Source organism: Roseovarius sp. (assembly GCF_040223625.1).
Classification (GTDB): domain Bacteria; phylum Pseudomonadota; class Alphaproteobacteria; order Rhodobacterales; family Rhodobacteraceae; genus Roseovarius.
In genome coordinates this window covers 1-25,306 of sequence record NZ_JAVKFX010000020.1, presented here as the reverse complement: position 1 = coordinate 25,306, position 25,306 = coordinate 1, and the positions used below count along the sequence as shown (strand labels likewise).

Here is a 25,306-nt window from a genome sequence, read left to right as displayed (position 1 = left end):
GCGAAGACGGTTATCCTCCCGCATCCTCACAGTCCGGGGCGACCGAAAACCCCGGCAGAGCTCAGGCCAAAGCGGTAGCCGCTTCAGAACCACCTCGGACATCCACCTGCGAGAGAGGCGTGCGTTTCGCTGAGGTCTCTTGATAGGATTTCAGGCTCAAGAACTTGAAGATTTCGTGCAAGTTGTTGCTCGTTTGGACAAATACAAGGCGGACATAGTTGCGGACAGTCAACGGGCAATCGATGGCGCTGATGAAGCCAACAACAAACTAAATGTCCTTCGAGGCGAGCGCGATCACCTGAGCAAGAATATTGCTGATGCAAAAGTAACGGTAACAGAACTTAACAACAACATTGGGCGCTTGACTGAAGAACGGAATGCCCTTGTTGCAGACGTCAAGAAACGCGAAGAATCTCTGGCGACGATTGGAGAACAGGAGGTTGTTGTCGAGGAACGTCTCAAGGAGCGGAACGCCGAGCGATCAGCATTAGCAACTGAAATAGCTGATATGAAGCAGGAGCTTCGGTCGCTCCAGGATGATATAAACATGTTCCCGACTGAGATTAGTGGTTTTGTCTCCCAAGCTGCTCAGAACACTAAATCTTATTGGTGGTTGGCTTTGGTTCCTATCGGGCTGCTGGTCATAATGGCTGCGCTCCTTGTAGTTAACGCAGCAAATCTGACGACCGTTATCGACGAACATGAGAATGCGAGAATTTTCTCAATATTAGCGACACGTATCCCATATGTCCTGATTACTACGGCCATTATTGGCGCGGCCTATAAGCTTGCAGCAATGCTGATAAGGGAAGTGATGCGAATAAACCAACAACGCCTGAATTTGTCTAAGATTAGCATTATCGCGACCGACGTTTCTAAGGCGTCAGAAGAAGGGTTAGAAAGCCTGACGGATGAAGATATATTTGCGCTCCGTACCCGGTTGAAGATGGACATGCTGCGCGACCACATGAAGGATTATCTATCAAAAGATTTCGCAGCATCGATTTCAAGAAAACGCAAAAGCCCTCCAGATGAAAAAGACCAAGAGGAAATCAAAATTCCTGACGCACCTGAAGAAGAGTCGGCCGGATAAACCCTGAGACATTAGTTGATTTTTTGCAGGTGCTCGATCTTGGTGACAAGCCGCGCATCGTCGGGCCGTGGTGCGGCGATCCAACCTTCGTGGGGCAGTGCTTTATGCCTGCCAAGTCCCTCCGACCTTTGAGCGTCGCGCTGCGGTCAGCCAAATCGCCGTGCCGTCGGGACGGCCCACCTCTCGGCGATTGCTCTGCAATCGCCTGCCGGCCAGCGGACGATGCGCGGCGGCCTTCGGCCTGGATTCCGCGCGAAATGGACTGATCAGGGGGCGCAGACGAAAACGACGTTGTCCTTGCTGTGCTTCCCGAGTTTCCAGTTGCCCTGAATGGCCCATTTGCCATCCTGGGTCTTGCCATGGACGACGCTGGAGAGGCGGGCCTGGTCGATGAGTATCGTGTCGCCCTGCTTGGTCACGCTCTTCGCGGTGTAATTGTCCGTCCGGTAAGCGACGGGCTTGCCGCCTTCCACCTTAAGCGTCGCATTCGTTCCGAAGAAACGCGTCTTGTACGAACAATCCGTCATCTGCGCCATGGACGCCGTGCCGGAAACACAGATGGCCGCGGCCAAAAGAAATTGAAGCCTCATTATTACCCCCATTCCAAAGTGCTCAAAATACGGGCATCAGTGTAGCGGCATTCCGTCTTGTCGCAAGGTTTGTCCCCTGCGCCCCACCCCCTGCCGCAAACCTAAATCCCCTGACGCAAAACGAAACGACAATGGCCCCCGACCGACGAATGATGTCGGGAACCGGCATTCATGGCGCCTTCAATCGGTGTCAGGCTGGCCGCTGAAACAAGGGTCAAGGGACGACACATGAAAACCCATGCACAGGCTGTCGTGATCGGCGGCGGCGTTATCGGATGCTCCATCCTCTATCACCTCACCAAGCTGGGGTGGACGGACGTGGTTCTGCTGGAGCGGGACGAGCTGACGAGCGGCTCGACCTGGCATGCGGCGGCGAACATCCACGGGCTGCATGACAGTGCCAATATCTCGCGGCTGCAGCATTACACGATGACCCTCTACAAGCAGCTTGAGGAGGAGACGGGGCAGAGCTGTGGCGTGTTCCAGCCCGGGAGCCTCTACCTCGCGCAGACGGAGAACCGGGAGCATCAGCTCAAGCTGCAGGCGGCGAAGGCGAAGCTGTATGGCATGAACTTCTTCGAGATCAGCCGGGAGGAGGCGGAGGAGAAGCATCCGCTGGTGAATTTCGACGGCATCCGCTGCATCATGTGGGAGCCGGACGGGGGGAACGTGGACCCGTCGGGCGTGACCAATGCCTATGCGGTGGGGGCGCGGCAGAAGGGGGCGGAGATTTACCGGTTCACGCCGGTGACGGGGACGGTTCAGAAGCCCGATGGAAGCTGGGTGGTGGAGACGCCCAAGGGGAATATCGAGACGGAGTGGGTGATCAACGCGGCCGGGCTCTGGGGCCGGGAGGTGGCGAAGCTGGCCGGGATCGAGGTGCCGCTGCAGCCGACGGAGCACCAGTATTTCGTGACCGAGACGATGCCGGAGATCGAGGCGGCGGGGCGGCGGTTGCCGTCGGTCGCGGACCGGGATGGCGAGTATTACCTGCGGCAGGAGGGCAAGGGCCTGCTGATCGGCGCCTATGAGCGGGACATGCGGTTCTGGGCGGAGGATGGGACGCCGCTCGATTTCGCGCATGACCTCTTTCCCGATGACCTCGAGCGGATCATGGAGAACGTGATGCGGGCGATGGACCGGGTGCCGGCGGCGGCGGAGGCCGGGGTGAAAAGGGTGATCAACGGGCCGATGATCTGGTCGCCGGATTCGAACGTGATCCTGGGGCCGGTGCCGGAGTTGAAGAATTACTTCATGTGCGGGGGGATCATTCCGGGGTTCTCGCAGTCGGCGGGGATGGGCCTGATGGTGGCGCAATGGATCGTGGAGGGGGAGATGCAGTATGACATGTTCCCCTGGGATATCGCGCGGTTCGGGCTGTGGGCGAATGACCGCAAGTTCGTGATGGCGAAGGTGGAGGATGTGTATACGCATCGCTTCGCCATTCACTATCCGAACGAAGAGCGGGCGGCGGGGCGGCCGTTGCGGACAAGGCCTGTGTACGAGCTGCAGAAGGAGATGGGGGCGGTGTTCGGGCTCAACTATGGCTGGGAGCATCCGCAGTGGTTTGCCGGAGAGCCGGGGGCGAAGGACACGAACGGGTTCCTGCGGCAGAACTGGTGGGCGCCGGTGGGCGAGGAGTGCCGGATGCTGCGGGAAAGGGCCGGGATCATCGATATCTCGAACTTCGCCAAGTACCGGGTGAAGGGGCCGGGGGCGGCAGACTGGCTGAACGCGGTGTTTGCCAACAACATGCCGAAGGCGGTGGGGCGGTCGTGCCTGACGCCGCTGATCTCGGTGCGCGGCGGGATTGCCGGGGATGCGACCGTGACGCGGGTCGAGGAGGACGAGTTCTGGGTGGTGTCGTCGGGGATGGCGGAGCGCTATCAGAAGCGGTTCTACGACATGGTGCCGCTGCCCGAGGGGACGACGTTCGAGAGCATGACCGAGGCGATGTGCGGGTTCAACGTGGCGGGACCCAAGTCGCGCGAGATCCTGCAGCGGATGACGAACACGTCGCTGGCGACGGAGGATTTCCCGTTCATGCGGTCGAAGATGATCGACATTGCCGGGGTGCGGTGCCTGGCGCTGCGGGTGAGCTTTACCGGCGACCTGGGGTGGGAGCTGCATTGCAAGACCGAGGACCAGGAGAAGCTGTACCGGGCGCTGCTGGACGCCGCGAAGGAGTTCGGGGCTGGGCCGGTGGGCGCGCGGGCGCTGATGTCGATGCGGATCGAGAAGGGGTATGGCTCGTGGAGCCGGGAATACTCGCCCGAATACTATCCGCACGAGGTGGGGCTGGGGCCGCTTTGCAAGATGGAGAAGGACTTCCTCAACAAGGCGGCCGCTCAGAAGGTGATGGCCGAGCCCACGCGCGAGACGCTGGTCTTGGTGCATATCGACGAAGAGGCGGTGACGGCCTCGAACGCCGACGCCACCGGGGGCGAGCCGATCTTCAAGGATGGCAAGGGGATCGGGCGGGTCACGTCGGGCACCTATGGCTATACTGTGGGGATGAGCCTCGCGCTCGGCTATATCAAGAGCGGGACGGCAGCGCCCGGCGACGAGGTCGAGGTGATGGTGCTGGGTCAGCCGCACAAGGGGCGGATCCTGGAAGAGCCGCCGTTTGACCCGAAGGGGGAGAAGCTGCGGGCCTGAGGCTGTCGCTTCGGGAAAGGGCAAGCGGGCCGGGGGAGACCCCGGCCTGTTCTTTTGTTGGTGGGCTCAAGATGCCGTGAGACCCAGGTGGGGTACCTGTCCTGCGACACAGCTCAAAGGTAGAGGTATGAAGCAACAATCCGCGGTGCGTATGGTCTGGACTTTGTGGGCGGATCACTAGAGTGAGAAGGAGGAACTCAAGAATATTTTTACAAAATCGAAGTGTTGGAAATGGCAGTCACTAATACCCAGCCTCACTTGACGCACGTGCAGCTCGTCAAGAAGATTGTGGAGAGTCTGCCAAGCCTCGGCCTTCCTGATGTAGCAGGCAAGATTGCCTCTGCTCAGCATTTCGACATAGACCCGGCTATCTACGAAGCTGCCGGAAAATTCGCTTACCAAACCTTCGAGAGCAGTGAGTTTTTCGTTGATAGCATTGCCGTGCCTCCAGCGGTTCCCGCAACCTTTCGGATCGGAGACGAACCAAGCCTATACGCTATGAGCTACGATGGAAGCATCGTCACGGTAGACCAGGTATCTGTCACTGGTGCCACATATCGTCAGTTTGTTTGGAAACCGGGAACAAACTATATTGATGCCCGCTCATCCTTCGAACGACCGACAGACGAGAGAGTTTTCACACTCCACCTGACCGCCGCTACTCTGGGGATGATGTTGTCACTGTTGAACAGTCCTTCCTTGGTTGAAACGAGCAGGGGCGGTTTGCGACAAGAGCGACGCGCCGCGAACCGATCCCATCGCCTTCCTGTCGACGCGTGGCACTGCGTTCGATGGCGTATTGCTGCATCGTCAAAGGTCGAGGGTGCCGAAGACGGCGACACAGGTTCACGAAAGCCGCTCCATTACCGGCGAGGCCACGTTCGAAAGGCTCAAAGCCATCATTTAAATGCTTTCACTACCGAGTTGACTGAGACTGGCTGGGGCCAATGGATCGACGGTCAGTGGGTTGGGCACCCTGCGTTTGGGATAAAAAAATCTATCCACACCCCCTCATTGGATGAAGATGGGTTCGCCGAGTTTGTTCGAAGGAAGAAATAAAACGTCTTGATGGAACGGCTATTGACTGGCGAGCGTTGTTCGTCACTTTCGGCCGCCGATTGGAATTCACAACGTTTGAAAAGCGTTCCCTCTATTGTGTGCAAAATTATCTTTTGAGATTGACGCCAAATCTCTGCGCGCAAGGCTAGAAGCGGTCATCAGTTCTCAATAGTGCGAAGCCGCGCATCGGCGGGCCGTGGTGCGGCGAACCGACGTCAGTGATGGGCAGTTTATGTCTGCCAAGGACATCCAACCTGTGCGTATGGCACTCCACCTGCCAAATCGCCGTGCCGTCGGGGCGGCCCGGCGATGCGCGGCGGGCTGACGCCCTCGTTCCGCGCTGATCCACCCTGCAAAATTTTCCCTCCCCCCCAACCTTTTGACCTTTCGGCGCGTTCTCCTAGGTAACCGCCCAACCGACGGAGAACCGCCATGCCAACCAGTCCCCGCGGCCAGGCCGCCACCCATCCGGCAGAGATCCCGCGGCGCGGGTGGTGGGATATCCTGCGCCGGCTGGTCTGGGGCATTCCGGCCGATCACCTGTCGGTGGTGGCCGCGGGGGTGGCGTTCTTCGGGCTGCTGGCGATCTTTCCGGCCGTGGTGGCGCTGATCTCGATTGCCGGTGTGCTGCTCGACCCGGCGGACGTGGCGAGCCAGCTCGAGGCCTATATCGGGATGCTGCCGCAGGAAGCGGCGTCGATCATCCAGGACCAGGTTCTCAAGGTCACGGGCGGGGACGAGAAGGCCACGGGCTTTGCCGCGCTCCTGGGTCTGCTGCTGGCGATCTACGGCGCCACAAGGGGCATGATGACGCTGATGGAGGGGATGAACATCGCCTATGGCGAGAGCGAGACGCGCGGTTTCGTGGCGCTCTACGCCACCGGGGTGGCGCTGACGCTGGTGATCATCGTCGGGCTGCTGACCGCGCTGGTCTTCATGATCGTGCTGCCGGCGGTGATCGGGTTTCTCGGGCTGCCGGGCAAGGTGGAGACGGCGATCGTCTGGCTGCAATGGCCGGTGCTGGCGGTGCTGGCGGTGCTGGGGCTGGCGGTGCTCTACCGGTTCGGGCCGGCGCGGGCCAAGGCGCGGTGGCGGTGGATCAGCCCCGGGGCGGTGCTGGCCACCTTCCTGTGGATGATCGGCACGATCGGCTTCTCGCTCTACACCCAGAACTTTGCCAGCTACAACGAGACCTATGGCACGCTGGGCGGGGTGATCATCCTGCTGACATGGCTGTGGCTGTCGTCCTTCATCGTGCTGGCCGGGGCCAAGCTGAATGCAGAGATCGAGCACCAGACGCGGCGCGACACCACCACCGGCCCGCCGAAACCCGAGGGGGAACGCGGGGCGGTCAAGGCCGATACAAGGCCGGCGGGGCTCGATGCGCCGGAGGAGGGGGCCGGCCGGGGCCTGCGGCAGCCCGACATCTGAGCCCGGGCACCAGATTTTCGTGGACAGCCGGGCGGAGAGTCCACACCATGGCGGCGTGCGGTGATCTGTGGCGGGGGGATCGGGATGGCCGAGGAAGACGAGCTGATGGCGCTGTTCCGGCGCTACGAGGCGGCGCTGAGGGACGGCGATTCCGAGAGCTGCGCGGGGTGCTACGCCGAGGATGCGGAATACATCGCCTCGGCCATGGCGCCGGTGCTGGGGCGGGAGGCGATCCGCGATCTGCATGACGAGCTGTTCCTGGTGGGCGTGAAGCAATGGGCGCTGAAGGTGCGGAGCGTGACCGTGTCGGGCTGGATGGCCTATTCGCGGCAGAAGGTCGTGTCGGACGGGACGGCGTCGGACGTGATGCTGGTGGCGGTGAAGGGGCAGGACGGGGCCTGGCTGATCCAGGCGGAGGCGGAGATCCCGGTGCGGTAGGGGCAAGCGGGGCCGGAGGCGATCAGTCGATGGCCTCGATGCCCTGGGCCTTGAGGCGGGCGAGGCCGTCGTGCATGGCCTGGAGCTGCTCGGGCGTGTGGCCTTCCCACTCGGCGACCTCGCCCAGGATGCGGAGCGGGTCGCGGGAGCGGAAGGAGAGGGTGGGATTGCCGGGAAAGCGCTGGTCGGTGAGGTTGGGGTCGGGCTCGTAAGGGCCGGTGGGTTCGACGATGTAGATGCGCTGGCGGGCGTCGCCGGCGGCGAGTTCTGCGCCCCAGATGGCGGCGTCGAGCGTGCCGGTGAAGTAGACCCAGGACATCGGCTTGCGCGATCCGAAGTTGGAGGCGCGGCCGGCGGTGATGAGGTCGCCGGGGCCGAGATGGGCGCGGGTGCCGTGGTACCAGGGGCCGGAATGGGGGTGATCTGCCGGGGTCATGGCGGTCTCCTGTCGGATGAGTCGGGTCAACAGGTTGAAATCTGGGAGAAAATTTGTCTGCGGGCAATTCTTGAAGATTTTTCGGGAAGGCGCATGTTTATGTCAGGCGGGTGTGGTCCGGGAGGACGGCCCGTGATTTCATCGACATTGGCGGCCGATGCGCAGCAGGTGAAGCCGTGGTCCTGCGGTTGTGCGATACCCAATAGTAGCGTTGGTGCGCGGGTAGGCTTATAATGGAAGATAAGTTTCACTGCCTCAGATAACTTGCCTTATGCAGGCGTATACGGAGCATGCTCTATGCGTGTCTTGTTCGCAGCCCTTGTAGCGAGCGTTTGCGTCGCGTCGCCGGCTATGCCTATGACATTTGTTCTTGGCGGAACTGACGAGAGGAGCAACGATGCGACTTGGATACAAGCTGAGGGCGAAATCACTTCCACGACATTCGACGACTTTCTGGCCTTTATGGAGAACGGTCCCGACTGGTTCCCCAATAGGATTCGCCTCAACTCACCCGGTGGCAATCTCTTGGTAGGAATCCGGCTTGGTGAGGAGTTTCGCCGTCGCGGCTTCGCGACGGAAGTCGGAGGCCATGAGCCACATCCGGATTGGCCTGATATGCCGTATTGGGACTTTACCCGCCGCATACCTGGTATCTGTGCATCTGCGTGCGCTTATGCCTTTATGGGCGGCACCGAGCGACGGATCGACTTTGGTTCGCGAATTGGAGTACATCAGTTTTACAGCGGTGAAGATAACCCTAGTGCAGGTCCAGTGTTGGTCCAAGAGGGTGTCGAGCAAGTGATGGTCGCATTGCTTCTAGATTACACACTACGGATGGGTGTGGACGGCCGAGTACTTGTAAATGCCGGTCTGAGTGGTCCGGACGAAATGCATTGGATTGAGACGGGAGCGGAAGCGGAAGTTTCTGGTTTGATACATGACCCTGCCATTTGGACCAACTGGGACATCGAAATGGAGGGTGAGGGCTTAATAGCCGTATCAACCCGAACTGATGGAAAGTCCAAGATGACTGCTTTTTGCGACTGGTCAAGTGGAGCGTACTTCTACCTCGATGTCACTGAAGAAACATCCGGAAAAAATGACTGGAGCCTTCGCAGTTGGCTTGTGGAACAGTGTTTGCCGGCCGGATCAATGTCTCAAGGAGCAGGCGCCCACAGTATATTAGGAAATCGCGTTGGTAATCAAGAAATCGGGATCGTGGATCGGGGTAACGGTTTCAGCATTCGATTTAGATTGGGCCGTAATCCTTCGGTCAACGGGTCACCGTCTTTTTTATACGAGGATGCCCCGTTCACTGCTTGCAATACCGAGAGGTTCTCAGGAAATGCCGAAAACATGGTAAGTGCCGTACGTCTCGCTTTTCGCAACTGCATCCGGTGATCATCGCTAGAGTTAACAGTTTGCCGCATTACTGTGTCTAGTGAATCGGCGAATGCCTAGCTGTAAACTATTGTAGGCAATCGCTTATCGGCCATTGGGGGAAGCCTAACGGCCTAAACTCTTGATGCATATGGGGGCCGGGCTGAAGCCCGGCCTACGGGCCCACGGTAGTCTACGGGCCTACAGCTTCCGGATCTTCAGCCGCGTGATGCGGTTGCCGTCTTTCGCCATGACCTCGAAGCGGAAGCCGTGGAGGTTGAAGACCTGGTTCACTTCCGGGATGATCTGGGCCTCGTGGATGACGAGGCCTGCGACGGTGTTGGCCTCGTCGTCGGGGAGGTTCCAGTCGGTGGCGCGGTTGAGGTCGCGCAGGGTCATGGCGCCGTCGACGAGGAACTGGTTGTCGTCGCTGCGGCGGATCGGGTGGTCGGCGTCGGGGTCGAACTCGTCGGCGATCTCGCCCACGATTTCCTCGAGGATGTCCTCGAGCGTGATCAGCCCCTGCAGGACGCCGTATTCGTCGACCACCAGCGCGAAATGGGTGCGCAGGCGCAGGAACTGGCGCATCTGGTCGTCAAGCGTGGTGGTTTCGGGCACGAAATAGGGCTTCATCGCCACGTCGGCGATGTCGAAATTCTTCAGCACCTCGTCCGACAGCCCGCCTTCGCTGACCAGCTTGTACATGGCGCGCAGCAGGTCCTTGGCGTGGACCACGCCGATGATGTTGTCGGGGTCGTCGCGGTAGACGGGCAGGCGGGTGTGGCTGCTTTTGAGGCACTGGTCGAGGATCGCCTGGGGCTCGAGTTCGGCGTCGATCATCTCGATGCCGGAGCGGTGGAGCATGATCTCCTCGACTGCGCGGTCGCCGAGGTCGAGCGCGCCGAGGATGCGGTCGCGGTCCTCCTTTTCGACGACGCCCTCGGAATGGCCGAGATAGAGGGCGCCGGCGATCTCCTCGCGCACGGCGAGGATATGGCTGTCGGGGTCTGTCTTGACGCCGAAAAGGCTGAGCACCAGCCGCACGAAGAGGCGCACGGCCGAGACCACGGGGGAAAAGACGGAGATGACCAGCGTGATCAGCGGCGCGGTGCGGGCGGCGGCGGCCTCGGCATTGGTGATGGCGTAGGTCTTGGGCAGCACCTCGGCGAAGACCAGCACGAGGAGGGTCATCACCAGGGTCGCGAGCGCCACGCCGCTTTCACCGAAGATGCGGGTGAAGAGCGCGGTGGCGAGCGAGGCCGCGAGGATGTTGACGAGGTTGTTGCCGAGAAGGACGGAGCCGATCAGGCGCTCGTTGTCCTCGGTGATCTCGAGCGCCTTGGCGGCGCCCTTTTCGCCCTTGTCGGCGCGGGCGCGGAGCTTGCCGCGGGAGGCGGCGGTGAGCGCGGTTTCACTGCCCGAGAAGAAGGCGGAGAGCACGAGAAGCAGGAGGATGGCACCGCCCGTGATCCAGAAGGCGGCGTCGAGCAGCGTAGATGAGGGTTCCATTCAGGTCGTTGTCCTTTCAGCCCCTCGGGTTATGGGGGCTCGGGTGGCGACGATCAAGGGATCATCGGCGGGGAATGTGCGGTATGGTGCCGTCAATCCTCGCCCGAGGCGGGGCCGGTGTCGGTGGCGGGGCCGGCGGTGCGGGCGGCGGCGGCGCGGGCCAGCGGGTGGTGATCTTCGACCAGCGCGCGGAGGCGTTCGTCGAGCACGTGGGTGTAGATCTCGGTCGTGGCGACATCGGCATGGCCCAGCAGCACCTGGATGGCGCGCAGATCGGCGCCGTGGGCCAGCAGATGCGTGGCGAAGGCGTGGCGCAGGGTGTGGGGCGTGACGCTTGCCGGCGAGACGCCGGCGGCGACGGCCATTTCCTTGACCAGCAGGTAGAAGCGGTTGCGGGTGAGGTGGCCCAGCTTGCCGCGCGAGGGGAAGAGGAAGGGCGAGGGCGGCTTGCCGTCGAGGCGGGCGGCCTCCTCGGCCGCGTCGCGGAGGGACAGCCAGTCGGCCAGCGCCGCGCGGGCGGGGGTGGAGAGCGGGACCATGCGTTCCTTGCCGCCCTTGCCGCGCACGAGCAGCATCTCCGGGTTGCCGCGCGCGGCCGAGACCGGCAGCGTGACCAGTTCGGAGACGCGCATCCCGGTGGCGTAGAGCAGTTCCATCAGACAGGTGTTGCGGGCCCGGTCGGGAGCGTTGCGGCCGACGTCGCGGGCGGCGGCGAGCAGGCGGTCGACATCGGCCTCGGACAGGGTCTTGGGCAGGCGCTTGGTGCGGCCGGGGCCGCGGATGCGGGCGGCGGGGTTGTCGTCGCGCAGGCGTTCCTCGAAGGCGAAGGCATAGAGCTGCCGGATGGCCGAGAGGCGGCGGGCGCGGGTGGCGGTGGCCAGCCCGTGCGCGTCGAGGTCGACGAGGTAGGATTCGATATCGGCCTGGGTGGCGGTGGCGAGGGCAAGGGACTTGCGGTCGAGCCAGCCGGCGTAGTCGTCGAGGTCGCGGCGATAGGCGGCGAGCGTGTTGGCCGCCGCCCCCAGTTCCGCTGCGCGTGCTTCGAGAAAGGGCTCGATCCAGCCGCGGCCGGGGGTCATTCCGCCTCCGCCAGCAGGAGGATCTGGAGCGCGGCCTGCCGGGCCACGTCTTCCAGCCCGACGACGCGCAGGGTGGCGAGCGCCGCTTCGAGGTCGCGGGTCTGGCCAGGGGTGGCGCCCTGAAGCTGCATCGCCGCGGCGAGGATGCCCTGGCCCAGCCGGCCTTCGTTCAGGGGGCCGGCATGGTCGGGCGGTACCTTGCGGGCGGCGAAGGCGCGGGCGATGGCGGATTCGGTGGCATTGGCGGCGAGCGAGGGCTCGGGCGTGCCCCGGGCCAGCCCTTCGAGGAAGGTCAGGCGGCGGGTCTGTTCGCCGGGGGCCTTGGCCGCGCTTTCGTAGACCGGCGAGAGGAGCGCCACCTCGTGGGCGAGGCCGGAGGGATCGTCGAGCTTGGCGAGGTCGGCGCCGTAGAGGGCGGCGAAGGCCACGGCGAGGCCGTTCTCGCGCATGTGCTGCCAGGCGTTGCGGAGGGTGCGGGCGATGGCGGCCTTGTCGCCCGAGGCCAGCGCCGCGTCGAAGGCCTGAACCGCGCGGACCCGTTCCCAGACGCCGCCGGAGGCGGCGGGATCGCGGTCGGTATAGAGGCCGAGCAGGCGGTTGGCGGGCAGGGCGCCGGTGCGGGCGAGGCGCTCGGCGGCCTCGACCTCGGCCTTCCAGCCCATGGTGCCGCGCAGGTCGGCCACGGCGTATTCGCGCGGCAGGTTGCGGGTGGGCAGCGGCATGCCGTTCGCCTCGAACAGGCGGAAGATCAGCGGGGTCATGTGGCGCGGCGGGGGCAGGTCGGCGCCGTCGGCGGTTTCGGGGTCGAGGAAGCGGGCGAGCAGCTGCGATTCGTGGGCGTCGAGGGAGCCGAGCGCATTGGCGGTGTCGTAGGTCAGCGCCGCGGTCGACCAGTCGCCGGCGCGGGCGATGCAGTAGATGCGGGCGGCGTAGCTTTCCGACAGGTCGGGCGTGTCGGCGAGCGCGCGGCAGGGGTCGTCCTCGGTGCCCTTCAGGAGGGCGAGGTCGAGCCATTCGTCGAAGAGGAGCGGCGTGCCGGCGCCCGCGCGTTCGAGCAGCGCCAGCGCCGCGTCGACCGCACCGTAGCGGCGCAGGACATCGACCCGGGCGCGCAGGAAGCGGGCATTGTCGGCCGCGTCGGCGGGCGGGTCGGCCTCGGCCAGGAGCAGGGTGTAGTAGAGCGCCTGGATCGCCGGCAGGGGCGTGTCGCCGAGGCGCGCCAGCTGGGCCACCAGCGTGTCGGTCTCGCTGGCCGACCAGAGCGAGCGGGGCAGGCCGGTGGTCGACGAGGGCAGCAGGCCCACCGCGTCGGGGCGCACGTCGTCGAGCGGCAGGACCGTGACCGAGGGTACGGTGACCCCTTCGGTCACCGGCGGGTTGGCCAAGGGCTGCACCAGCGGCTGGGCCACGCTGACGGGGGCGGGCTGGTTGAGCCAGTCGATGGCCGAGAGCGGTTCCTCGGCAAGGGCCATGCCCGGCACCAGCAGGGCGGCGAAAGAGAGGCTATTCGGTCTCAAGAAGGATATCCTGCCGAATCTCTTCCTCGGGCGGAGAGAAATCCGCGCCGAAGAACGGCCCGACATAGGCGTAGGCCACGAGGGCCAGGAAGGCCAACACGGCCAGGTAGAAAAGCCACTTGATCAGGCGCGCCATATTGCCTCTTGCTCGTAGGTTTGTTCGTTACCGACTTTATAGCTGGCCTTTTGAACAAGATCACGTCATTCAGTGCAAACGATTTGGCAATTGGCATGGGAGCGCCGAACATTGGCCGCCGTAAGGCATTGGAAACTACACAAGACCGTGGTTCTGGTGGGCATGATGGGGGCTGGCAAGACCGCCGTGGGAAAAGCGCTTGCGGCGCGGCTCGGGGTGCCGTTTCTCGATTCGGATGCCGAGATCGAGCGGGCGGCGAACATGTCGATCGCCGAGATTTTCGCCCGCGACGGGGAGGCGTTCTTTCGCGACCGGGAGACGCAGGTGATCAACCGGCTGCTGGAGGAAAAGAGCGGCGTGCTGTCGACCGGGGGCGGGGCGTTCCTGGCCGAGCGGAACCGGGAGCTGATTTCGCGGAAGGGGGTTTCGGTGTGGCTGGATGCCGAGCTTTCACTGTTGTGGAACCGGGTAAAACACAAGGATACCAGGCCGTTACTGCGCACGGATAAACCTCATGCGACGTTGAAGGCGCTCTACGAGGCGCGGGTGCCCGTTTATGCGACGGCCGACCTGTCGGTGAAGGCGCAGTCGGATTACGCGATCGAGACGATGGCGGAGAAGGTGATCGAGACGCTGCTGACGCGGGCCGACGTGCTGGAGGAGGGCGAATGAGCGAGACCGTGCATGTGCCGCTGGGCGAGCGGGCCTATGACGTTCACATCGGAAGCGGGCTGCTGGCGCGGTCGGGGGCCTTGGTGGCGCCCTTGCTGGCGCGGAAGCGGGTGGCGATCGTGACGGACGAGAATGTCGGGCCGCGGCATCTGGAGGCGCTTGAAGCGGGGCTGGCGACGGCGGGGATTTCCGCCGTTTCGCTGGCATTGCCGGCCGGGGAGAGCACCAAGGGCTGGCCGCAGTTCGAGCGGGTGGTGGAATGGCTGCTCGAGCAGAAGGTCGAGCGGCGCGACGTGGTTGTCGCCCTGGGCGGGGGTGTGATCGGCGATCTTGTCGGCTTTGCGGCCGCCGTGCTGCGCCGGGGTGTGCGGTTCGTGCAGGTGCCGACGAGCCTGCTGGCGCAGGTGGACAGCTCGGTCGGCGGAAAGACCGGGATCAACGCGCCGCAGGGCAAGAACCTGATCGGGGCGTTTCATCAGCCGAGCCTGGTTCTGGCCGACACGGATGTGCTGTCGACGTTGACGGAACGCGATTACCTGGCCGGGTACGGCGAGGTGGTGAAATACGGGCTGTTGGGGGATTCGGATTTCTTTCAATGGCTTGAGGCGCATGGTTCATCCGCCGCCGGTGGGGATCAGGCGGCACGGATTCACGCGGTGCGCCGCTCGGTGGAGATGAAGGCCGAGATCGTCGTGCGGGACGAGACGGAACAGGGGGATCGGGCCTTGTTGAACCTCGGGCATACGTTCTGTCACGCGCTGGAGGCGGCGACGGGGTATTCGGATCGCTTGCTGCATGGCGAAGGCGTGGCGATCGGCTGTGCGCTGGCGTTCGAGTTGTCGGCGCGGATGGGGCTGTGTTCGCAGGAGGAGCCGGGGCGCGTGCGGGCGCATCTTCGGGGCATGAAGATGAAGGTCGATCTGTCTGATATTCCGGGGGAATTGCCTGATGCGGATGGGTTGCTCGACCTGATGGCGCAGGACAAGAAGGTGGTGGATGGCACGCTGCGGTTCATCCTTGCGCGGGGGATCGGCGAGGCGTTCGTGACCTCGGACGTGGAGCGCGACACGGTGCGCAGCCTGTTGCAGGAGGCGCTGGACGCGCGTTAACCGCCGGCTCAGCCCCCGGCTCAGCCCCCTGTCGCTTTCGGCAGGTTCACCCGTTTCGACAGCTCTTCGAGGCTTTCCACCCGTTCGGAGTAGCGGTCGGTGAGGTAGCCGCTTTGTCCGCGCGTCAGCAGGGTGAATTTCATCAGCTCTTCCATCACGTCGACGAGGCGATTGTAGAAGGGGCCGGGTTTCATGCGGCCATGCTCGTCGAACTCGTCCCAGGCCTTGGCGACCGAGGACTGGTTGGGGATGGTGATCAGGCGCATCCAGCGGCCGAGGATGCGCAACTGGTTGACCGCGTTGAAACTTTGCGAACCGCCGGAGACCTGCATCACCGCCAGCGTCTTGCCTTGGGTGGGGCGGATGCCACCGATGGGGGCGAGCGGGATCCAGTCGACTTGCGTTTTCATGATGCCGGTCATGGCGCCGTGGCGTTCGGGGGTGGACCAGACCATGCCCTCGGACCACATGACGAGGTCGCGCAGTTCGGCCACCTTGGGGTGGGTGGTGTCGGCGTCGTCGGGCAGCGGCAGGCCGGAGGGGTTGAACATGCGGCACTCGGCGCCGAGACGGGTGAGGATGCGGGCGCCTTCCTCGGCCGCGAGGCGGGAGAAGGAGCGCGCGCGCAGGGAGCCGTAGAGGAGCAGGATGCGGGGCGGATTCGTGGGGCGCTCGGTTGGGAAAAGGCGCGCCTCGTCAATGGCCTGGAAGGCGTCGTTGACGAGGTTCGGGGTGGTCTTGTCTTCAGGCAACGCGGGTTCCTTCGGTGGTCAGGATGAGCGCTCCGTCTTCCTTGGTGTAAGGGCCCTGGGGCCAGACCTCCAGCAGGTCGAGCACGGTTTCGGACGGGCGGCAGAGGCGGACGCCCTTGGGCGTGCAGACGATGGGGCGGTTGACCAGCACCGGGTGGGCGAGCATGGCGTCGAGGAGGGTATCGTCGCTGGTGGAGGTGTCGAGGAGGCCCAGCTCCTCGGCCGGGGACTTGGTGGTGCGCAGCGCCGTGCGGGGCGTGAGATCGGCGGCGGCGAAGAGGGCGAGGAGTTGCGGGCGGGTCCAGCCAGTGTCGAGGTAGTCGATCACGGTTGGGTCGTACCCTGCGTCGCGGATGATCTGCAGCACGTTGCGCGAGGTGCCGCAGGCGGGGTTGTGGTGGATGACGACGGCCATGGCGGTCAGGCGAAGCGCGCGCGGGTGCGGTTGGCGAAGGCCACCAGCGAGAGCATCACCGGCACCTCGACCAGCACGCCCACCACGGTGGCGAGCGCGGCGCCGGAGTTGAGGCCGAAAAGGCTGATGGCCACGGCGACGGCGAGTTCGAAGAAGTTCGAGGTGCCGATCATCGCGCAGGGGGCGGCGATGCGGTGGGGCACGCGCATTGCGTAGGCTGCGCCATAGGCCAGGGCGAAGATGCCGTAGCTCTGGATCAGGATGGGCACGGCAATGAGCGCGATGACGAAGGGGTTGGCGAGGATCAGCTCACCCTGGAGCCCGAAGAGGATGACCACGGTGGCGATGAGGCCGATGATCGACCACGGCTTGATGCGGGCGGTGAAGGCGTCGATCGCCTGTTTCGAGCCGAGGATGCGGCGGGTGAGGAGGCCCGCGGCGAGCGGCAGGACGACGTAGAGGATGGTGGCGGTGACCAGCGTCTGCCACGGCACGGTGATGTCGGTGACGCCGAGGAGGAAGGCCACGATGGGGGCGAAGGCGAAGACCATGATGATGTCGTTCACCGAGACCTGGATGAGCGTGTAGGTGGCGTCGCCCCGGGTGAGCTGGGACCAGACGAAGACCATGGCGGTGCAGGGCGCCGCGCCCAGCAGGATGAGGCCGGCGGTGTATTGCGCGGCGTCTTGCGGAGAGATCCAGGGGGCGAAGACGTATTCGAAGAAGAGCACGGCGAGGAAGGCCATGGTGAAGGGCTTGATCAGCCAGTTGACGATGAGCGTGACGATCAGGCCCCTGGGTTGCTTCGCGACGCCGGAGAGAGTGGAGAGATCGACGCCGACCATCATCGGGTAGATCATCGCCCAGATCAGCACGGCGACGACGAGGTTGACCGAGGCGACCTCGGCCGCCGCCACGGCCTCGACAAGGCCGGGGGCGATGGCGCCGATACCGATGCCGAGGATGATGGCGAGCGCGATCCAGACGGAGAGGTAGCGTTCGAAGACGCCGAGGCCGCTGTCCTTGGCGGAGAGATGGGTATCGGTCATGTCGTGTCCTTGAGGGTCAGGCTGGATGGATCAGGCTGGGCAGATCAGGCGGGGGTGGTGTCGTTCTGGGTCTGGCCGATGCGGTCGAGCTCGCGCTGGAGCGACAGGCGGTCGAGCTGGGCCATGGGCAGGTTGACGAAGATCGAGATGCGGTTGCGGAGCATCCGGTAGGCATCCGTGAAGGCGAAACTGATTTCCGCGTCGGTGCCGGTGGCGGCGGCCGGGTCGGGCACGCCCCAATGGTCGCTCATCGGCTGGCCGGGCCAGATCGGGCAGGGTTCCGCTGCTGCCTGATCGCAGACGGTGAAGACGAAATCCATCTGCGGGGCGTCGGGTTTGGCGAACTCCTCCCAGCTTTTGGAGCGGATGGCGGAGGTGTCGTGGTTGAGATGCTGCAGAAGCTCGATCGTGCGCGGGTGGGGCGCGTCTTTCGGCTGGGAACCGGCGGAGAAGCCGCGGAATTTGCCGAGGCCTTCGCGGGTGATGATGGCTTCGGCCATGAGCGACCGGGCGGAATTGCCGGTGCAGAGGAAGAGGACGTTCTTGCGGGTGTCGGGCATCGGGGCCTCCTTCAGCAGGCGCAGGCGAGTTTGGAGATGAGGGGTTGGCAGAGGTCGGGGTTGCCGCCGCAGCAATCCTCGAGCAGGAAGCCCAGCAGGCCGCGCGTGCCGTCGAGATCGGCGTAGTAGCGGATCGAGCGGCCCTCGCGGGTGTTGCGGACGAGGCCGGCCTGGTGGAGGACGGAGAGGTTGGCGGACATGGTGTTCTGGCGGACGCCGAGCGCGTCGGAGATTTCGCCGGCGGCCATGCCGGTTTCACCCGCCTTGAGGAGCAGGCGGAAGACGTCGAGCCGGGTGGGCTGGGACAGGGCCGAGAAGGCGGTGAGGGCGTGAGTCTTATCCATATATCGTGAAGTATTGATATATTGTGAGGGAGTCAACGGGGAAGTTTGGGGGCGTTTTCCGCGTGGAAAACGGGGGCGGAAAATGCGCATTTTCCGGGCGGGGAATTGGCGCAACTCCCGAGGGGCGGTGGTGGCGTGGGGCGTTTCCTTGAAAAGAAAACGGGTCGGAATTTTTTAAAATTCCGACGCCGTATGGGTTTAGCCGGTGATCTTCACCAGGGCGTGGCGCTTCTTGCCGGCAGAGAGCTTGATGGCGTCGGCGAATTCGTCGGGCGTCATCAGTCGCGGCTCCGTCACCACCTCGTCGTTGATGCTGGCGCCGCCGCTGGCGAAGAGGCGCTTGGCTTCCTTGCCCGAGGGGCTGAGCCCCGCCTTCACGAAGAGCGCGGTGTTGGCGATGCCCTCGCCGATATCGGCGGCGGTGAGTGTCACGGTGGGCAGGTCGTCGCCCACGCCGCCCTTCTCGAACACCTCGCGCGCGGTGGCTTCAGCGGCTTTCGCGGCCTCGGCCCCGTGCAGGAGCGTGGTGACCTCGTTGGCGAGGATTATCTTGGCGTCGTTGATCTCGGACCCCGAGAGCGCGCCCAAACGGTCGCATTCGGCGACCGGCAGCTCGGTGTAGAGCTTGAGGAAGCGGCCGGTGTCGGCGTCGGTGGTGTTGCGCCAGAACTGCCAGAACTCGTAAGGGCTGAGCATGTCGCTGTTGAGCCAGATGGCGCCCCCGGCGGATTTGCCCATCTTGCGCCCGTCCGAGGTGGTCAGCAGCGGCGAGGTCAGGCCGAACACCTCGCGGTCGAGCACGCGGCGGGTGAGGTCGACGCCGTTGACGATGTTGCCCCACTGGTCGGAGCCGCCCATCTGCAGGACGCAGCCGTAGCGGCGGTTCAGCTCCATGAAGTCGTAGGCCTGAAGGATCATGTAGTTGAATTCGAGGAAGCTGAGCGACTGTTCGCGGTCGAGCCGGGATTTCACCGATTCGAAGCTGAGCATCCGGTTGACCGAGAAATGGCGGCCGATATCGCGCAGGAACTCGATGTATTTCAGCCCGTCGAGCCATTCGGCATTGTTGAGCATCAGCGCGTCCGAGGCGCCCTCGCCATAGCTGAGGTACTGGGCGAAGACCGATTTCATCCCGTCGATATTGGCGGCGATCTGCGTGTCGTCGAGCAGCGGGCGCTCGTCGGAGCGGAAGGAGGGGTCGCCCACCTTGGTGGTGCCGCCGCCCATCAGGGTGAGCGGCTTGTGGCCGGTCTTCTGCAGCCAGCGCAGCATCATGATGTTGAGGAGGTGGCCCACGTGGAGCGACCTGGCCGTCGCGTCATAGCCGATATAGGCCGGTACCACGCCCGCCGCGAAGGCCTCGTCGAGGCCTTGGTAATCGGTGCAGTCGGCGAGGAAGCCGCGCTCGATCATGATGGTCATGAAGTCCGATTTGGGGTGGTAGGTCATATGGCTTGTTCCCGGGTTTTTCGCGCGGCATGTATAGGCATGGTTCGGGCGAAGGAAAAGAGCATGTTGAAGGCAGGGCGCGTCTGGGCGCTCGGGGCGATGTCGGGCACCTCGCTGGACGGGGTGGATGCGGCGATGGTCGAGACCGATGGCGAGGCGATCTTCGGCTTCGGGGCGTCGGACTACCGGAGCTACACGGGCGCGGAGCAGGCGGTGCTGGCGGGCGCCCTGGGCAAGTGGCCGGGCGAGGACGTGGCGGAGGCCGAGGCGGTGGTGCAGACGGCCCATGCGGAGTTGCTGGCAAGGTTCGAGGGGGCGCAGGTGGTGGGGTTTCACGGCCAGACGCTGGCGCATGAGCCGCGCGGGCGGGGGACCTTCCAGATCGGCGACGGGGACGCGCTGGCCGAGGCGCTGGGTGTGCCGGTGGTGTGGGATTTCCGCTCGGCGGATGTGCGGCTGGGCGGCGAGGGCGCGCCGCTGGCGCCGTTCTTCCATTTCGCCTGTGCCAAGTGGATCGGGGCGGACAGCCCCGTGTGCTTCCTGAACCTCGGGGGGGTGGGGAACCTGACATGGGTCGACCCGCGGAAGGACAGGCCGGAAGAAGAGGGCGCGCTGCTGGCCTTCGATACGGGGCCGGCCAACGCGCCGATCAACGACCTGATGATGGCGCGGCGGGGGGAGCCGTTCGACCGTGACGGCGCGCTGGCGCGGCGGGGCCGGGTCGAGGACGGGGCGCTGGAGCTGTTCCTCGACGATGCGTATTTCACGAGAATGCCGCCCAAGTCGCTGGACCGGAACGCGTTTTCCGACATGATCGGGCTGGTGAACGAGCTGGGCGATGCCGATGCGGTGGCCACCCTGACGGGGATGAGCGCCGCCGCCGTGCTGCGCGGCATGGAGCATTGCCCCGAGCCGCCCGAGCGGCTGCTTGTCACGGGTGGCGGGCGGCATAATCCGGTGCTAATGGAAATGCTGCGGGTGGCGCTCGATTGTCCGGTGGAGCCGGTCGAGGCGGCCGGGCTGGACGGCGACATGCTGGAGGCGCAGGCCTTTGCCTATCTCGCGGTGCGCGTGGCGCGGGGGCGGCCGACCTCTTGCCCCGGCACGACGGGGGTGCGGGCCGCGGTCTGTGGCGGCACGATCAGCCGGCCCGAGGGCGCGGCATAGCCGGTCGAAGGGGACGGGATGACATATGAGCTTGACCAGGGGGCCGGGGCGGGCCTGCGGCTGGGGATGATCCTGCTGAGCGTGGACGAGACGCTGGAATACGAGCTGCGGCAGGCGCTGGCCGGGCGCGAGGTGAACCTGCTGCACGCGCGCATCCCGGCGCGGGGCGACGTGACGCCGGACGACCTTGAAAGCATGACGGGCGAGATGACGGCGACCGCCGCGCTGTTGCCGCAGGGGCTGGACGCGGTGGGGTATGCCTGTACCTCGGGCGCCACGATCATCGGGGCGGACCGGGTGGAGGCGCTGGTGCAGATGGCGCATCCGGGCGTGCCGGTGACCAACCCGCTGAGCGCGGTGATCGCGGCGCTGGGGGAGATGGGCCTGAGCCGGATCGCGCTGGTCTCGCCCTATATCGAGGAGATCACCCGTCCGATGCGCGCGGCGCTGGCCGATCACGGCATCGAGACGGTGAGCGAGGTGAGTTTCGGCCAGAAGGAAGAGCACACGGTGGCGCGGATCACCGAGGCGAGCACGCGGGCCGCGATCGTCGAGGCGGCGCAGGCGCCGGGGGTGGAGGCGGTTTTCACGAGCTGCACGAACCTGCGGACCTTCGGCATCCTGGAGGCGGTCGAGGCGGAGCTGGGCGTGCCGGTGATCAGCTCGAACTCGGCGCTGATCTGGCACCTGTTGCGGCTGTCGGGGCAGGCGGCGGCGGGCTGGGGGCCGGGGCGGCTTTTCGGCCGCGACGCGGCGTGAGTTCGGCCCGATGAGCGATCTGGCCTACCGCAGGGAACTGGACGGCGTGCGCGCCATTGCCGTGCTGAGCGTGGTGCTGTTTCACGTCGGCTACCCGGACATGCTGGGCGGCTACGTGGGGGTCGACATCTTCTTCGTGCTGTCGGGCTACCTGATCTGCGGGCAGACCTACATGCGGCTGGAGCAGGGCACCTATTCGGTCACCGAGTTCTTTGCCCGGCGCATCCGGCGGCTGTCGACGGCCTATGCGCTGTGTTTCCTGGTCACCGCGCTTCTGGCCAACGCGTTCTTCCTGCGCTCGGAAATGGGGATCGTGGCGGACGGGTTCCTGGGCTCGATCACCTTCACGAACAACTTCAACCTGATGAACTCGGTGGGCTATTTCTCGGCGCCCGCGCATGAGAACCCGTTCCTGCACACATGGTCGCTGTCGATCGAGGAGCAGTTCTATATCGTGCTGCCGATGCTGATCCTGCTGACGCGGCGCAACCGGACGGTGTTCGCATGGCTGCTGGGGGTGTTGTTCGTGGCCTCGCTGGGGCTGACGCTGTTCTCGGGCGACCTGATCCATGACCGGGAGGAGCGGTTCTTCTCCTCCGCCTTCCGGGTGTGGGAGCTGGCGGCGGGGGGGCTGATCTTCCTGGTGACCTATCACCGGCTGATTCCGGCGAAGGTTCCGTTCCTGCCGCTGGTGGGGCTGGTGCTGGTGATCGCGCCGGTGAACCTGCTGGATTCGAGCCATCTGTATCCCGGCTGGGCGACGGTGGCGCCGGTGCTGGGCACGGTGATCCTGATCGCCTTTGCCGCGCCGGGGCATAGCTGGGTGGCGAAGGCGCTGGCGGTGCGGCCGATGGCCTATATCGGGCGGATTTCCTATGGCACCTACCTGTGGCACTGGCCAGTTCTGGTGGGGGCGCTCTATTACGGCGTGACGCTGACCGACGAGAGGCGGGCGGTGCTGGTGCTGGTGTCGCTGGCGCTGGGGGCGCTGTCGTATCATTTCGTGGAAATGCCGGTGCGGCGGATATCGGTCAGGGGAGATGGCAAGCGGCGGCTTTACATGCTGTTCGCCGGCCAGGCGCTGGTGCTGCTGGGCGTCGCCGTCTACCTGCTGCAGCAGCCCGGCAAGGCCGCGCCGGGCGAGGATGCCAAGCTGGAGGCGCTGAAGGCCGAGGTGATGAACGTGCACCCGGGCTGGCAGAGCTGCTGGGACAAGTCGACGCCTGCCACCTTCTGCAAGCTGGGGGTGCCGGGGCAGGCGTCGGGCTACGTGCTTTGGGGCGACAGCATGGCGAACTCGGCCTTCGGGGCGCTGGACGCGTATGGCAAGGCGCGGGGCGAGGCGGGCTACCTGATCACGCGGCCGGGCTGCGGGCCGCTGCTGGGGGCGGGGCCGAAGGCGGAATGCATCGCCTTCAACGACCGGGTCTTCGCGTATCTCGACAGCGCGCCGCGGATGGACGTGTTCCTGTTCGCGCGGTGGTTCTATTATTCGGAGGCCGAGCCCCTGCTGAGGCCCGACGGGAGCGTGGCGGAGGAGAATTTTCCACTGTTCGTGGACAGCCTGAACGCCGCGCTGGACCGGCTGACCGCACGGCACAGGGTGATCGTGATCAACCACGTGCCGGATTTCCCCCAGTCGGTGCCGAAATCCATGCTGCGGACGTTGCGGTTCGGGTCGGAGCCGCTGCACCTGAGCCGCGAGGAATTCGACGCGCTCAGGGGGCCGACGATCGAGGCGGTCGCCCGCGCCGCGGAGGCGCACGGCGCGGTTCATGTCGCGCCGCACGATCTTTTCTGCGATGATGGGGTCTGTCACCATGAAGTTGATGGCGTTCCGCTGTTCGTCGATAACGTGCATCTCGGGCCGAAGGGCAACGAGGTGCTGCTTTTCGTGCTGAACGAGGCGCTGAAGAAGGAGGGCCGGCCATGACCGACGAGACAAAGCTGAACCCCGCGACGATCGCCGCGCGGGCGGCGGGGGCGGTGGACACGGGCCACGGGGGCGTGGTGCCCGGCGTGCAGCCGGCCACGACCTTCCGCCGCGACGAGGGCTATGCGCTGCAGTCGGGCGGCAGCTATGGCCGGGATCACAATGCCAACGTGGCGCAGGCCGAGGAGGTGCTGCGCCAGCTCGAGGGGGCGGCGCAGACGCGGCTCTTCCCGTCGGGCATGGCGGCGGTGGCGGCGCTGTTCCGGACGCTGCCGGACGGGGCGCGCGTGGTCATGCAGTCGGGCATCTACTGGGGCGTGCTGGCCTGGGTCAGGAAGTTCTGCGACCGGCGCAACATCCGGCTGGAGGAGATCGACGCGGCCGATCCGCTCGCCATCCGCAAGGCGCTGGTGGAGAAGGTGGACCTTGTCTGGATCGAGGTGCCGTCGAACCCCTGGCTTAAGGTGGCGGATATCGCGGCCATCGCCAAGCTGACGCATGACAGCGGCGGGCTTCTGGCGGTGGACGGGACGGCGGCGACGCCGGTGCTGACCAAGGCGCTGGAGTTCGGCGCGGATATCTCGATGCATTCGGCCACGAAGGCGATCAACGGGCATACGGACGTGCTGGCCGGCGTGTTGTCGTGCCGGGACGCCGACAGCGACATGTGGCAGGCGATCTGTGCCGACCGGCAGGAGGCGGGCGCGATCCTGGGCGCGTTCGAGGCGTGGCTTCTGATGCGGGGGATGCGGACGCTGCCCTTGCGGATGGAGCGGATGTGCCGGAGCGCGCAGGCGCTGGCCGAGGCGCTGGAGGCGCATGAATGTGTCGAGGCGGTGCGCTATCCCGGCCTGCCGGAGCATCCGGCGCATGTGCTGGCCAAGGCGCAGATGACGGGGGGCTTCGGCTACCTGATGTCGGTGCTGGTCAGGGGCGGCACCGAAGAGGCGCTGGCGGTGGCCGGGCGGTTGCGGCTCATCCACCGGGCGACTTCGCTCGGCGGGGTCGAGAGCCTCGTGGAGCACCGGGCGACGATCGAGCCGCATACGGGCATTCCCGGCAACCTGCTGCGGCTGTCGGTGGGGATTGAGGATCCGGGCGACCTGATGGACGATCTTGACCGGGCGCTGAGGGGCTGAGCGGCCCGCAAGACTTGTAACCCATTGATATCGCGCCCGGTTCTGGGCTGACCGCGCGGCCAGTCCGGTCAGGTCGGTCGGTGGAGTGTGATTCTCCGTCAGCGCACTACCGTGGGTAGAGCTGCCGATTTATTGTCGCCACATGATAATCAAACGTGGCGAAACTGTGGCACTTGTTCCAAGGCGGAAAGCGCATCCGGAATGCCGAGCGGCGACGGGGTTCGAGAGGGTCGGTCATGCCTCGCACGCCATGTCTGGAGACACGGCGGGCGCGCAAGGCATTAAGATTTATGAATAAAATGCCTCGTTTTCTTGTTATTGCCTGAACGGGTTATGCAGGCGTGTTTCGTGTACCCCGCCATGACGCGACATAATCTTCCATTTTTCGCCCGAAATTTTTGCTTAATGCTTTGCCGGGCCTCCAATTGTGGCGTAATAATGGCGGCACAGTGGCGCGAATTTGTCCGGTTCAAGGTCTTTAGAGCGTGCCGCTGGTCATGTGTGGATGCTCCCGGTTTAGCAAGGCAATCTTCGGACGGTTCTGGTTGCGTGATCGGTACCGGTCGTGTGTCAGGCCTGTGCATGTGGCTTAGGTCTGCCACGGGCCGTTATGGTGTTCGTGAGCTTGGGGT

Annotated in this window: 24 protein-coding genes; 12 read left to right on the top strand and 12 right to left on the bottom strand. The window is 64.8% G+C overall.

Translation table 11 applies throughout. The features are described from left to right. Positions 1 to 139 precede the first annotated feature (139 nt). Positions 140 to 1,093, top strand: a complete 954-nt coding sequence (locus tag RLN94_RS05645) for a hypothetical protein (protein WP_350158636.1) — start codon at positions 140 to 142, stop codon at positions 1,091 to 1,093. Between the two features lie 266 nt (positions 1,094 to 1,359). Here the strand turns inward: RLN94_RS05645 and RLN94_RS05640 are convergent, their stop codons facing one another. Beyond that, positions 1,360 to 1,683 carry a hypothetical protein gene (locus RLN94_RS05640; RefSeq protein ID WP_350158637.1) on the bottom strand — a complete coding sequence of 108 codons (324 nt, stop codon included), beginning with the start codon at positions 1,681 to 1,683 and terminating at the stop codon, positions 1,360 to 1,362. 228 nt (positions 1,684 to 1,911) lie between these two features. Between RLN94_RS05640 and RLN94_RS05635 the strand changes: the two genes are divergently transcribed. The 4 genes from RLN94_RS05635 (at position 1,912) to RLN94_RS05620 (ending at position 7,269) form a co-directional block, all read left to right on the top strand. Beyond that, entirely contained in the window at positions 1,912 to 4,341 is a 2,430-nt protein-coding gene (locus RLN94_RS05635; RefSeq protein ID WP_350130877.1) for a GcvT family protein, read from the top strand. Positions 4,342 to 4,566: 225 nt separating this feature from the next. Continuing rightward, complete coding sequence (locus RLN94_RS05630) at positions 4,567 to 5,400, top strand: hypothetical protein (RefSeq protein WP_350158638.1); 834 nt, start codon at positions 4,567 to 4,569, stop codon at positions 5,398 to 5,400. A 432-nt stretch (positions 5,401 to 5,832) separates the two neighbouring features. Next, a complete protein-coding gene (locus RLN94_RS05625) occupies positions 5,833 to 6,831 on the top strand; it encodes a YihY/virulence factor BrkB family protein (RefSeq protein ID WP_350130875.1) in 999 nt (332 codons plus the stop codon). A gap of 84 nt (positions 6,832 to 6,915) precedes the next feature. Continuing rightward, positions 6,916 to 7,269, top strand: coding sequence for a YybH family protein (locus RLN94_RS05620; RefSeq protein ID WP_350130874.1), 354 nt, complete (start codon positions 6,916 to 6,918; stop codon positions 7,267 to 7,269). Positions 7,270 to 7,291: 22 nt separating this feature from the next. Here the strand turns inward: RLN94_RS05620 and arr are convergent, their stop codons facing one another. Then, positions 7,292 to 7,705 (bottom strand): NAD(+)--rifampin ADP-ribosyltransferase, encoded by a 414-nt coding sequence (gene arr / locus RLN94_RS05615; protein WP_350130873.1) that lies wholly within the window; start codon positions 7,703 to 7,705, stop codon positions 7,292 to 7,294. 357 nt (positions 7,706 to 8,062) lie between these two features. On the opposite strand from arr, the gene RLN94_RS05610 reads away from it, so the two are divergent. Beyond that, a complete protein-coding gene (locus RLN94_RS05610) occupies positions 8,063 to 9,106 on the top strand; it encodes a COG3904 family protein (protein WP_350130872.1) in 1,044 nt (347 codons plus the stop codon). A 180-nt stretch (positions 9,107 to 9,286) separates the two neighbouring features. Here RLN94_RS05610 and RLN94_RS05605 read toward each other — a convergent pair whose 3' ends face one another. The 4 genes from RLN94_RS05605 to RLN94_RS05590 form a co-directional block, all read right to left on the bottom strand. Further along, a complete protein-coding gene (locus tag RLN94_RS05605; protein ID WP_350130871.1) occupies positions 9,287 to 10,594 on the bottom strand; it encodes an HlyC/CorC family transporter in 1,308 nt (435 codons plus the stop codon). Between the two features lie 92 nt (positions 10,595 to 10,686). Next, complete coding sequence (locus RLN94_RS05600; RefSeq protein ID WP_350130870.1) at positions 10,687 to 11,673, bottom strand: site-specific tyrosine recombinase XerD; 987 nt, start codon at positions 11,671 to 11,673, stop codon at positions 10,687 to 10,689. Further along, the gene (locus tag RLN94_RS05595) at positions 11,670 to 13,190 is read right to left on the bottom strand and encodes a hypothetical protein (protein WP_350130869.1); all 1,521 of its coding nucleotides are present in this window, start codon (positions 13,188 to 13,190) and stop codon (positions 11,670 to 11,672) included. Before RLN94_RS05595 ends, RLN94_RS05600 begins: the two co-directional genes overlap by 4 nt. Then, positions 13,177 to 13,326, bottom strand: coding sequence for a hypothetical protein (locus tag RLN94_RS05590; protein ID WP_300894666.1), 150 nt, complete (start codon positions 13,324 to 13,326; stop codon positions 13,177 to 13,179). The genes RLN94_RS05595 and RLN94_RS05590 overlap by 14 nt, the downstream gene beginning before the upstream one ends. Positions 13,327 to 13,488: 162 nt before the next feature. On the opposite strand from RLN94_RS05590, the gene RLN94_RS05585 reads away from it, so the two are divergent. Both RLN94_RS05585 and aroB read left to right on the top strand, forming a co-directional pair. Further along, the gene (locus RLN94_RS05585) at positions 13,489 to 13,998 is read left to right on the top strand and encodes a shikimate kinase (protein WP_350130880.1); all 510 of its coding nucleotides are present in this window, start codon (positions 13,489 to 13,491) and stop codon (positions 13,996 to 13,998) included. Beyond that, positions 13,995 to 15,107: a 3-dehydroquinate synthase gene (aroB, locus tag RLN94_RS05580; RefSeq protein WP_350130868.1), complete on the top strand. Its 1,113-nt coding sequence runs from the start codon at positions 13,995 to 13,997 to the stop codon at positions 15,105 to 15,107. The genes RLN94_RS05585 and aroB overlap by 4 nt, the downstream gene beginning before the upstream one ends. 20 nt (positions 15,108 to 15,127) lie before the next feature. Here aroB and arsH read toward each other — a convergent pair whose 3' ends face one another. From arsH to tyrS, 6 genes are all read right to left on the bottom strand, one after another. Next, complete coding sequence (gene arsH / locus RLN94_RS05575; RefSeq protein WP_350130867.1) at positions 15,128 to 15,859, bottom strand: arsenical resistance protein ArsH; 732 nt, start codon at positions 15,857 to 15,859, stop codon at positions 15,128 to 15,130. Then, entirely contained in the window at positions 15,852 to 16,274 is a 423-nt protein-coding gene (gene arsC, locus RLN94_RS05570; RefSeq protein WP_350130866.1) for an arsenate reductase (glutaredoxin), read from the bottom strand. The genes arsH and arsC overlap by 8 nt, the downstream gene beginning before the upstream one ends. Positions 16,275 to 16,279: 5 nt before the next feature. Next, a complete protein-coding gene (gene arsB / locus RLN94_RS05565; protein ID WP_350130865.1) occupies positions 16,280 to 17,323 on the bottom strand; it encodes an ACR3 family arsenite efflux transporter in 1,044 nt (347 codons plus the stop codon). 44 nt (positions 17,324 to 17,367) lie between these two features. Then, positions 17,368 to 17,883 (bottom strand): arsenate reductase ArsC, encoded by a 516-nt coding sequence (locus tag RLN94_RS05560; RefSeq protein ID WP_350130864.1) that lies wholly within the window; start codon positions 17,881 to 17,883, stop codon positions 17,368 to 17,370. 11 nt (positions 17,884 to 17,894) lie between these two features. Further along, a complete protein-coding gene (locus RLN94_RS05555; protein WP_350130863.1) occupies positions 17,895 to 18,227 on the bottom strand; it encodes an ArsR/SmtB family transcription factor in 333 nt (110 codons plus the stop codon). Positions 18,228 to 18,425: 198 nt separating this feature from the next. Further along, positions 18,426 to 19,676, bottom strand: coding sequence for a tyrosine--tRNA ligase (gene tyrS, locus RLN94_RS05550; RefSeq protein ID WP_350130862.1), 1,251 nt, complete (start codon positions 19,674 to 19,676; stop codon positions 18,426 to 18,428). Positions 19,677 to 19,739: 63 nt separating this feature from the next. On the opposite strand from tyrS, the gene RLN94_RS05545 reads away from it, so the two are divergent. From RLN94_RS05545 to RLN94_RS05530, 4 genes are read left to right on the top strand one after another with little or no spacing between them, the layout of a single operon-like run. Next, positions 19,740 to 20,843, top strand: a complete 1,104-nt coding sequence (locus RLN94_RS05545) for an anhydro-N-acetylmuramic acid kinase (RefSeq protein ID WP_350130861.1) — start codon at positions 19,740 to 19,742, stop codon at positions 20,841 to 20,843. Positions 20,844 to 20,861: 18 nt separating this feature from the next. Next, positions 20,862 to 21,602 carry a maleate cis-trans isomerase family protein gene (locus RLN94_RS05540; protein ID WP_350130860.1) on the top strand — a complete coding sequence of 247 codons (741 nt, stop codon included), beginning with the start codon at positions 20,862 to 20,864 and terminating at the stop codon, positions 21,600 to 21,602. Between the two features lie 10 nt (positions 21,603 to 21,612). Continuing rightward, entirely contained in the window at positions 21,613 to 23,535 is a 1,923-nt protein-coding gene (locus tag RLN94_RS05535; RefSeq protein ID WP_350130859.1) for an acyltransferase family protein, read from the top strand. After that, complete coding sequence (locus RLN94_RS05530) at positions 23,532 to 24,674, top strand: trans-sulfuration enzyme family protein (protein WP_350130858.1); 1,143 nt, start codon at positions 23,532 to 23,534, stop codon at positions 24,672 to 24,674. Before RLN94_RS05535 ends, RLN94_RS05530 begins: the two co-directional genes overlap by 4 nt. Positions 24,675 to 25,306: the final 632 nt, after the last annotated feature.

Coding starts and splice junctions, on each gene's coding strand:
- RLN94_RS05620 (WP_350130874.1), top strand. CDS start 6,916: ATGGCCGAGGAAGACGAGCTGATGGCGCTGTTCCGGCGCTACGAGGCG.
- RLN94_RS05640 (WP_350158637.1), bottom strand. CDS start 1,683: ATGAGGCTTCAATTTCTTTTGGCCGCGGCCATCTGTGTTTCCGGCACG.
- RLN94_RS05560 (WP_350130864.1), bottom strand. CDS start 17,883: ATGCCCGACACCCGCAAGAACGTCCTCTTCCTCTGCACCGGCAATTCC.
- RLN94_RS05625 (WP_350130875.1), top strand. CDS start 5,833: ATGCCAACCAGTCCCCGCGGCCAGGCCGCCACCCATCCGGCAGAGATC.
- RLN94_RS05600 (WP_350130870.1), bottom strand. CDS start 11,673: ATGACCCCCGGCCGCGGCTGGATCGAGCCCTTTCTCGAAGCACGCGCA.
- arr (WP_350130873.1), bottom strand. CDS start 7,705: ATGACCCCGGCAGATCACCCCCATTCCGGCCCCTGGTACCACGGCACC.
- RLN94_RS05540 (WP_350130860.1), top strand. CDS start 20,862: ATGACATATGAGCTTGACCAGGGGGCCGGGGCGGGCCTGCGGCTGGGG.
- RLN94_RS05635 (WP_350130877.1), top strand. CDS start 1,912: ATGAAAACCCATGCACAGGCTGTCGTGATCGGCGGCGGCGTTATCGGA.
- RLN94_RS05585 (WP_350130880.1), top strand. CDS start 13,489: ATGATGGGGGCTGGCAAGACCGCCGTGGGAAAAGCGCTTGCGGCGCGG.
- tyrS (WP_350130862.1), bottom strand. CDS start 19,676: ATGACCTACCACCCCAAATCGGACTTCATGACCATCATGATCGAGCGC.
- RLN94_RS05530 (WP_350130858.1), top strand. CDS start 23,532: ATGACCGACGAGACAAAGCTGAACCCCGCGACGATCGCCGCGCGGGCG.
- RLN94_RS05535 (WP_350130859.1), top strand. CDS start 21,613: ATGAGCGATCTGGCCTACCGCAGGGAACTGGACGGCGTGCGCGCCATT.
- RLN94_RS05610 (WP_350130872.1), top strand. CDS start 8,063: ATGACATTTGTTCTTGGCGGAACTGACGAGAGGAGCAACGATGCGACT.
- RLN94_RS05545 (WP_350130861.1), top strand. CDS start 19,740: ATGTTGAAGGCAGGGCGCGTCTGGGCGCTCGGGGCGATGTCGGGCACC.
- arsC (WP_350130866.1), bottom strand. CDS start 16,274: ATGGCCGTCGTCATCCACCACAACCCCGCCTGCGGCACCTCGCGCAAC.
- RLN94_RS05605 (WP_350130871.1), bottom strand. CDS start 10,594: ATGGAACCCTCATCTACGCTGCTCGACGCCGCCTTCTGGATCACGGGC.
- arsB (WP_350130865.1), bottom strand. CDS start 17,323: ATGACCGATACCCATCTCTCCGCCAAGGACAGCGGCCTCGGCGTCTTC.
- aroB (WP_350130868.1), top strand. CDS start 13,995: ATGAGCGAGACCGTGCATGTGCCGCTGGGCGAGCGGGCCTATGACGTT.
- RLN94_RS05555 (WP_350130863.1), bottom strand. CDS start 18,227: ATGGATAAGACTCACGCCCTCACCGCCTTCTCGGCCCTGTCCCAGCCC.
- RLN94_RS05590 (WP_300894666.1), bottom strand. CDS start 13,326: ATGGCGCGCCTGATCAAGTGGCTTTTCTACCTGGCCGTGTTGGCCTTC.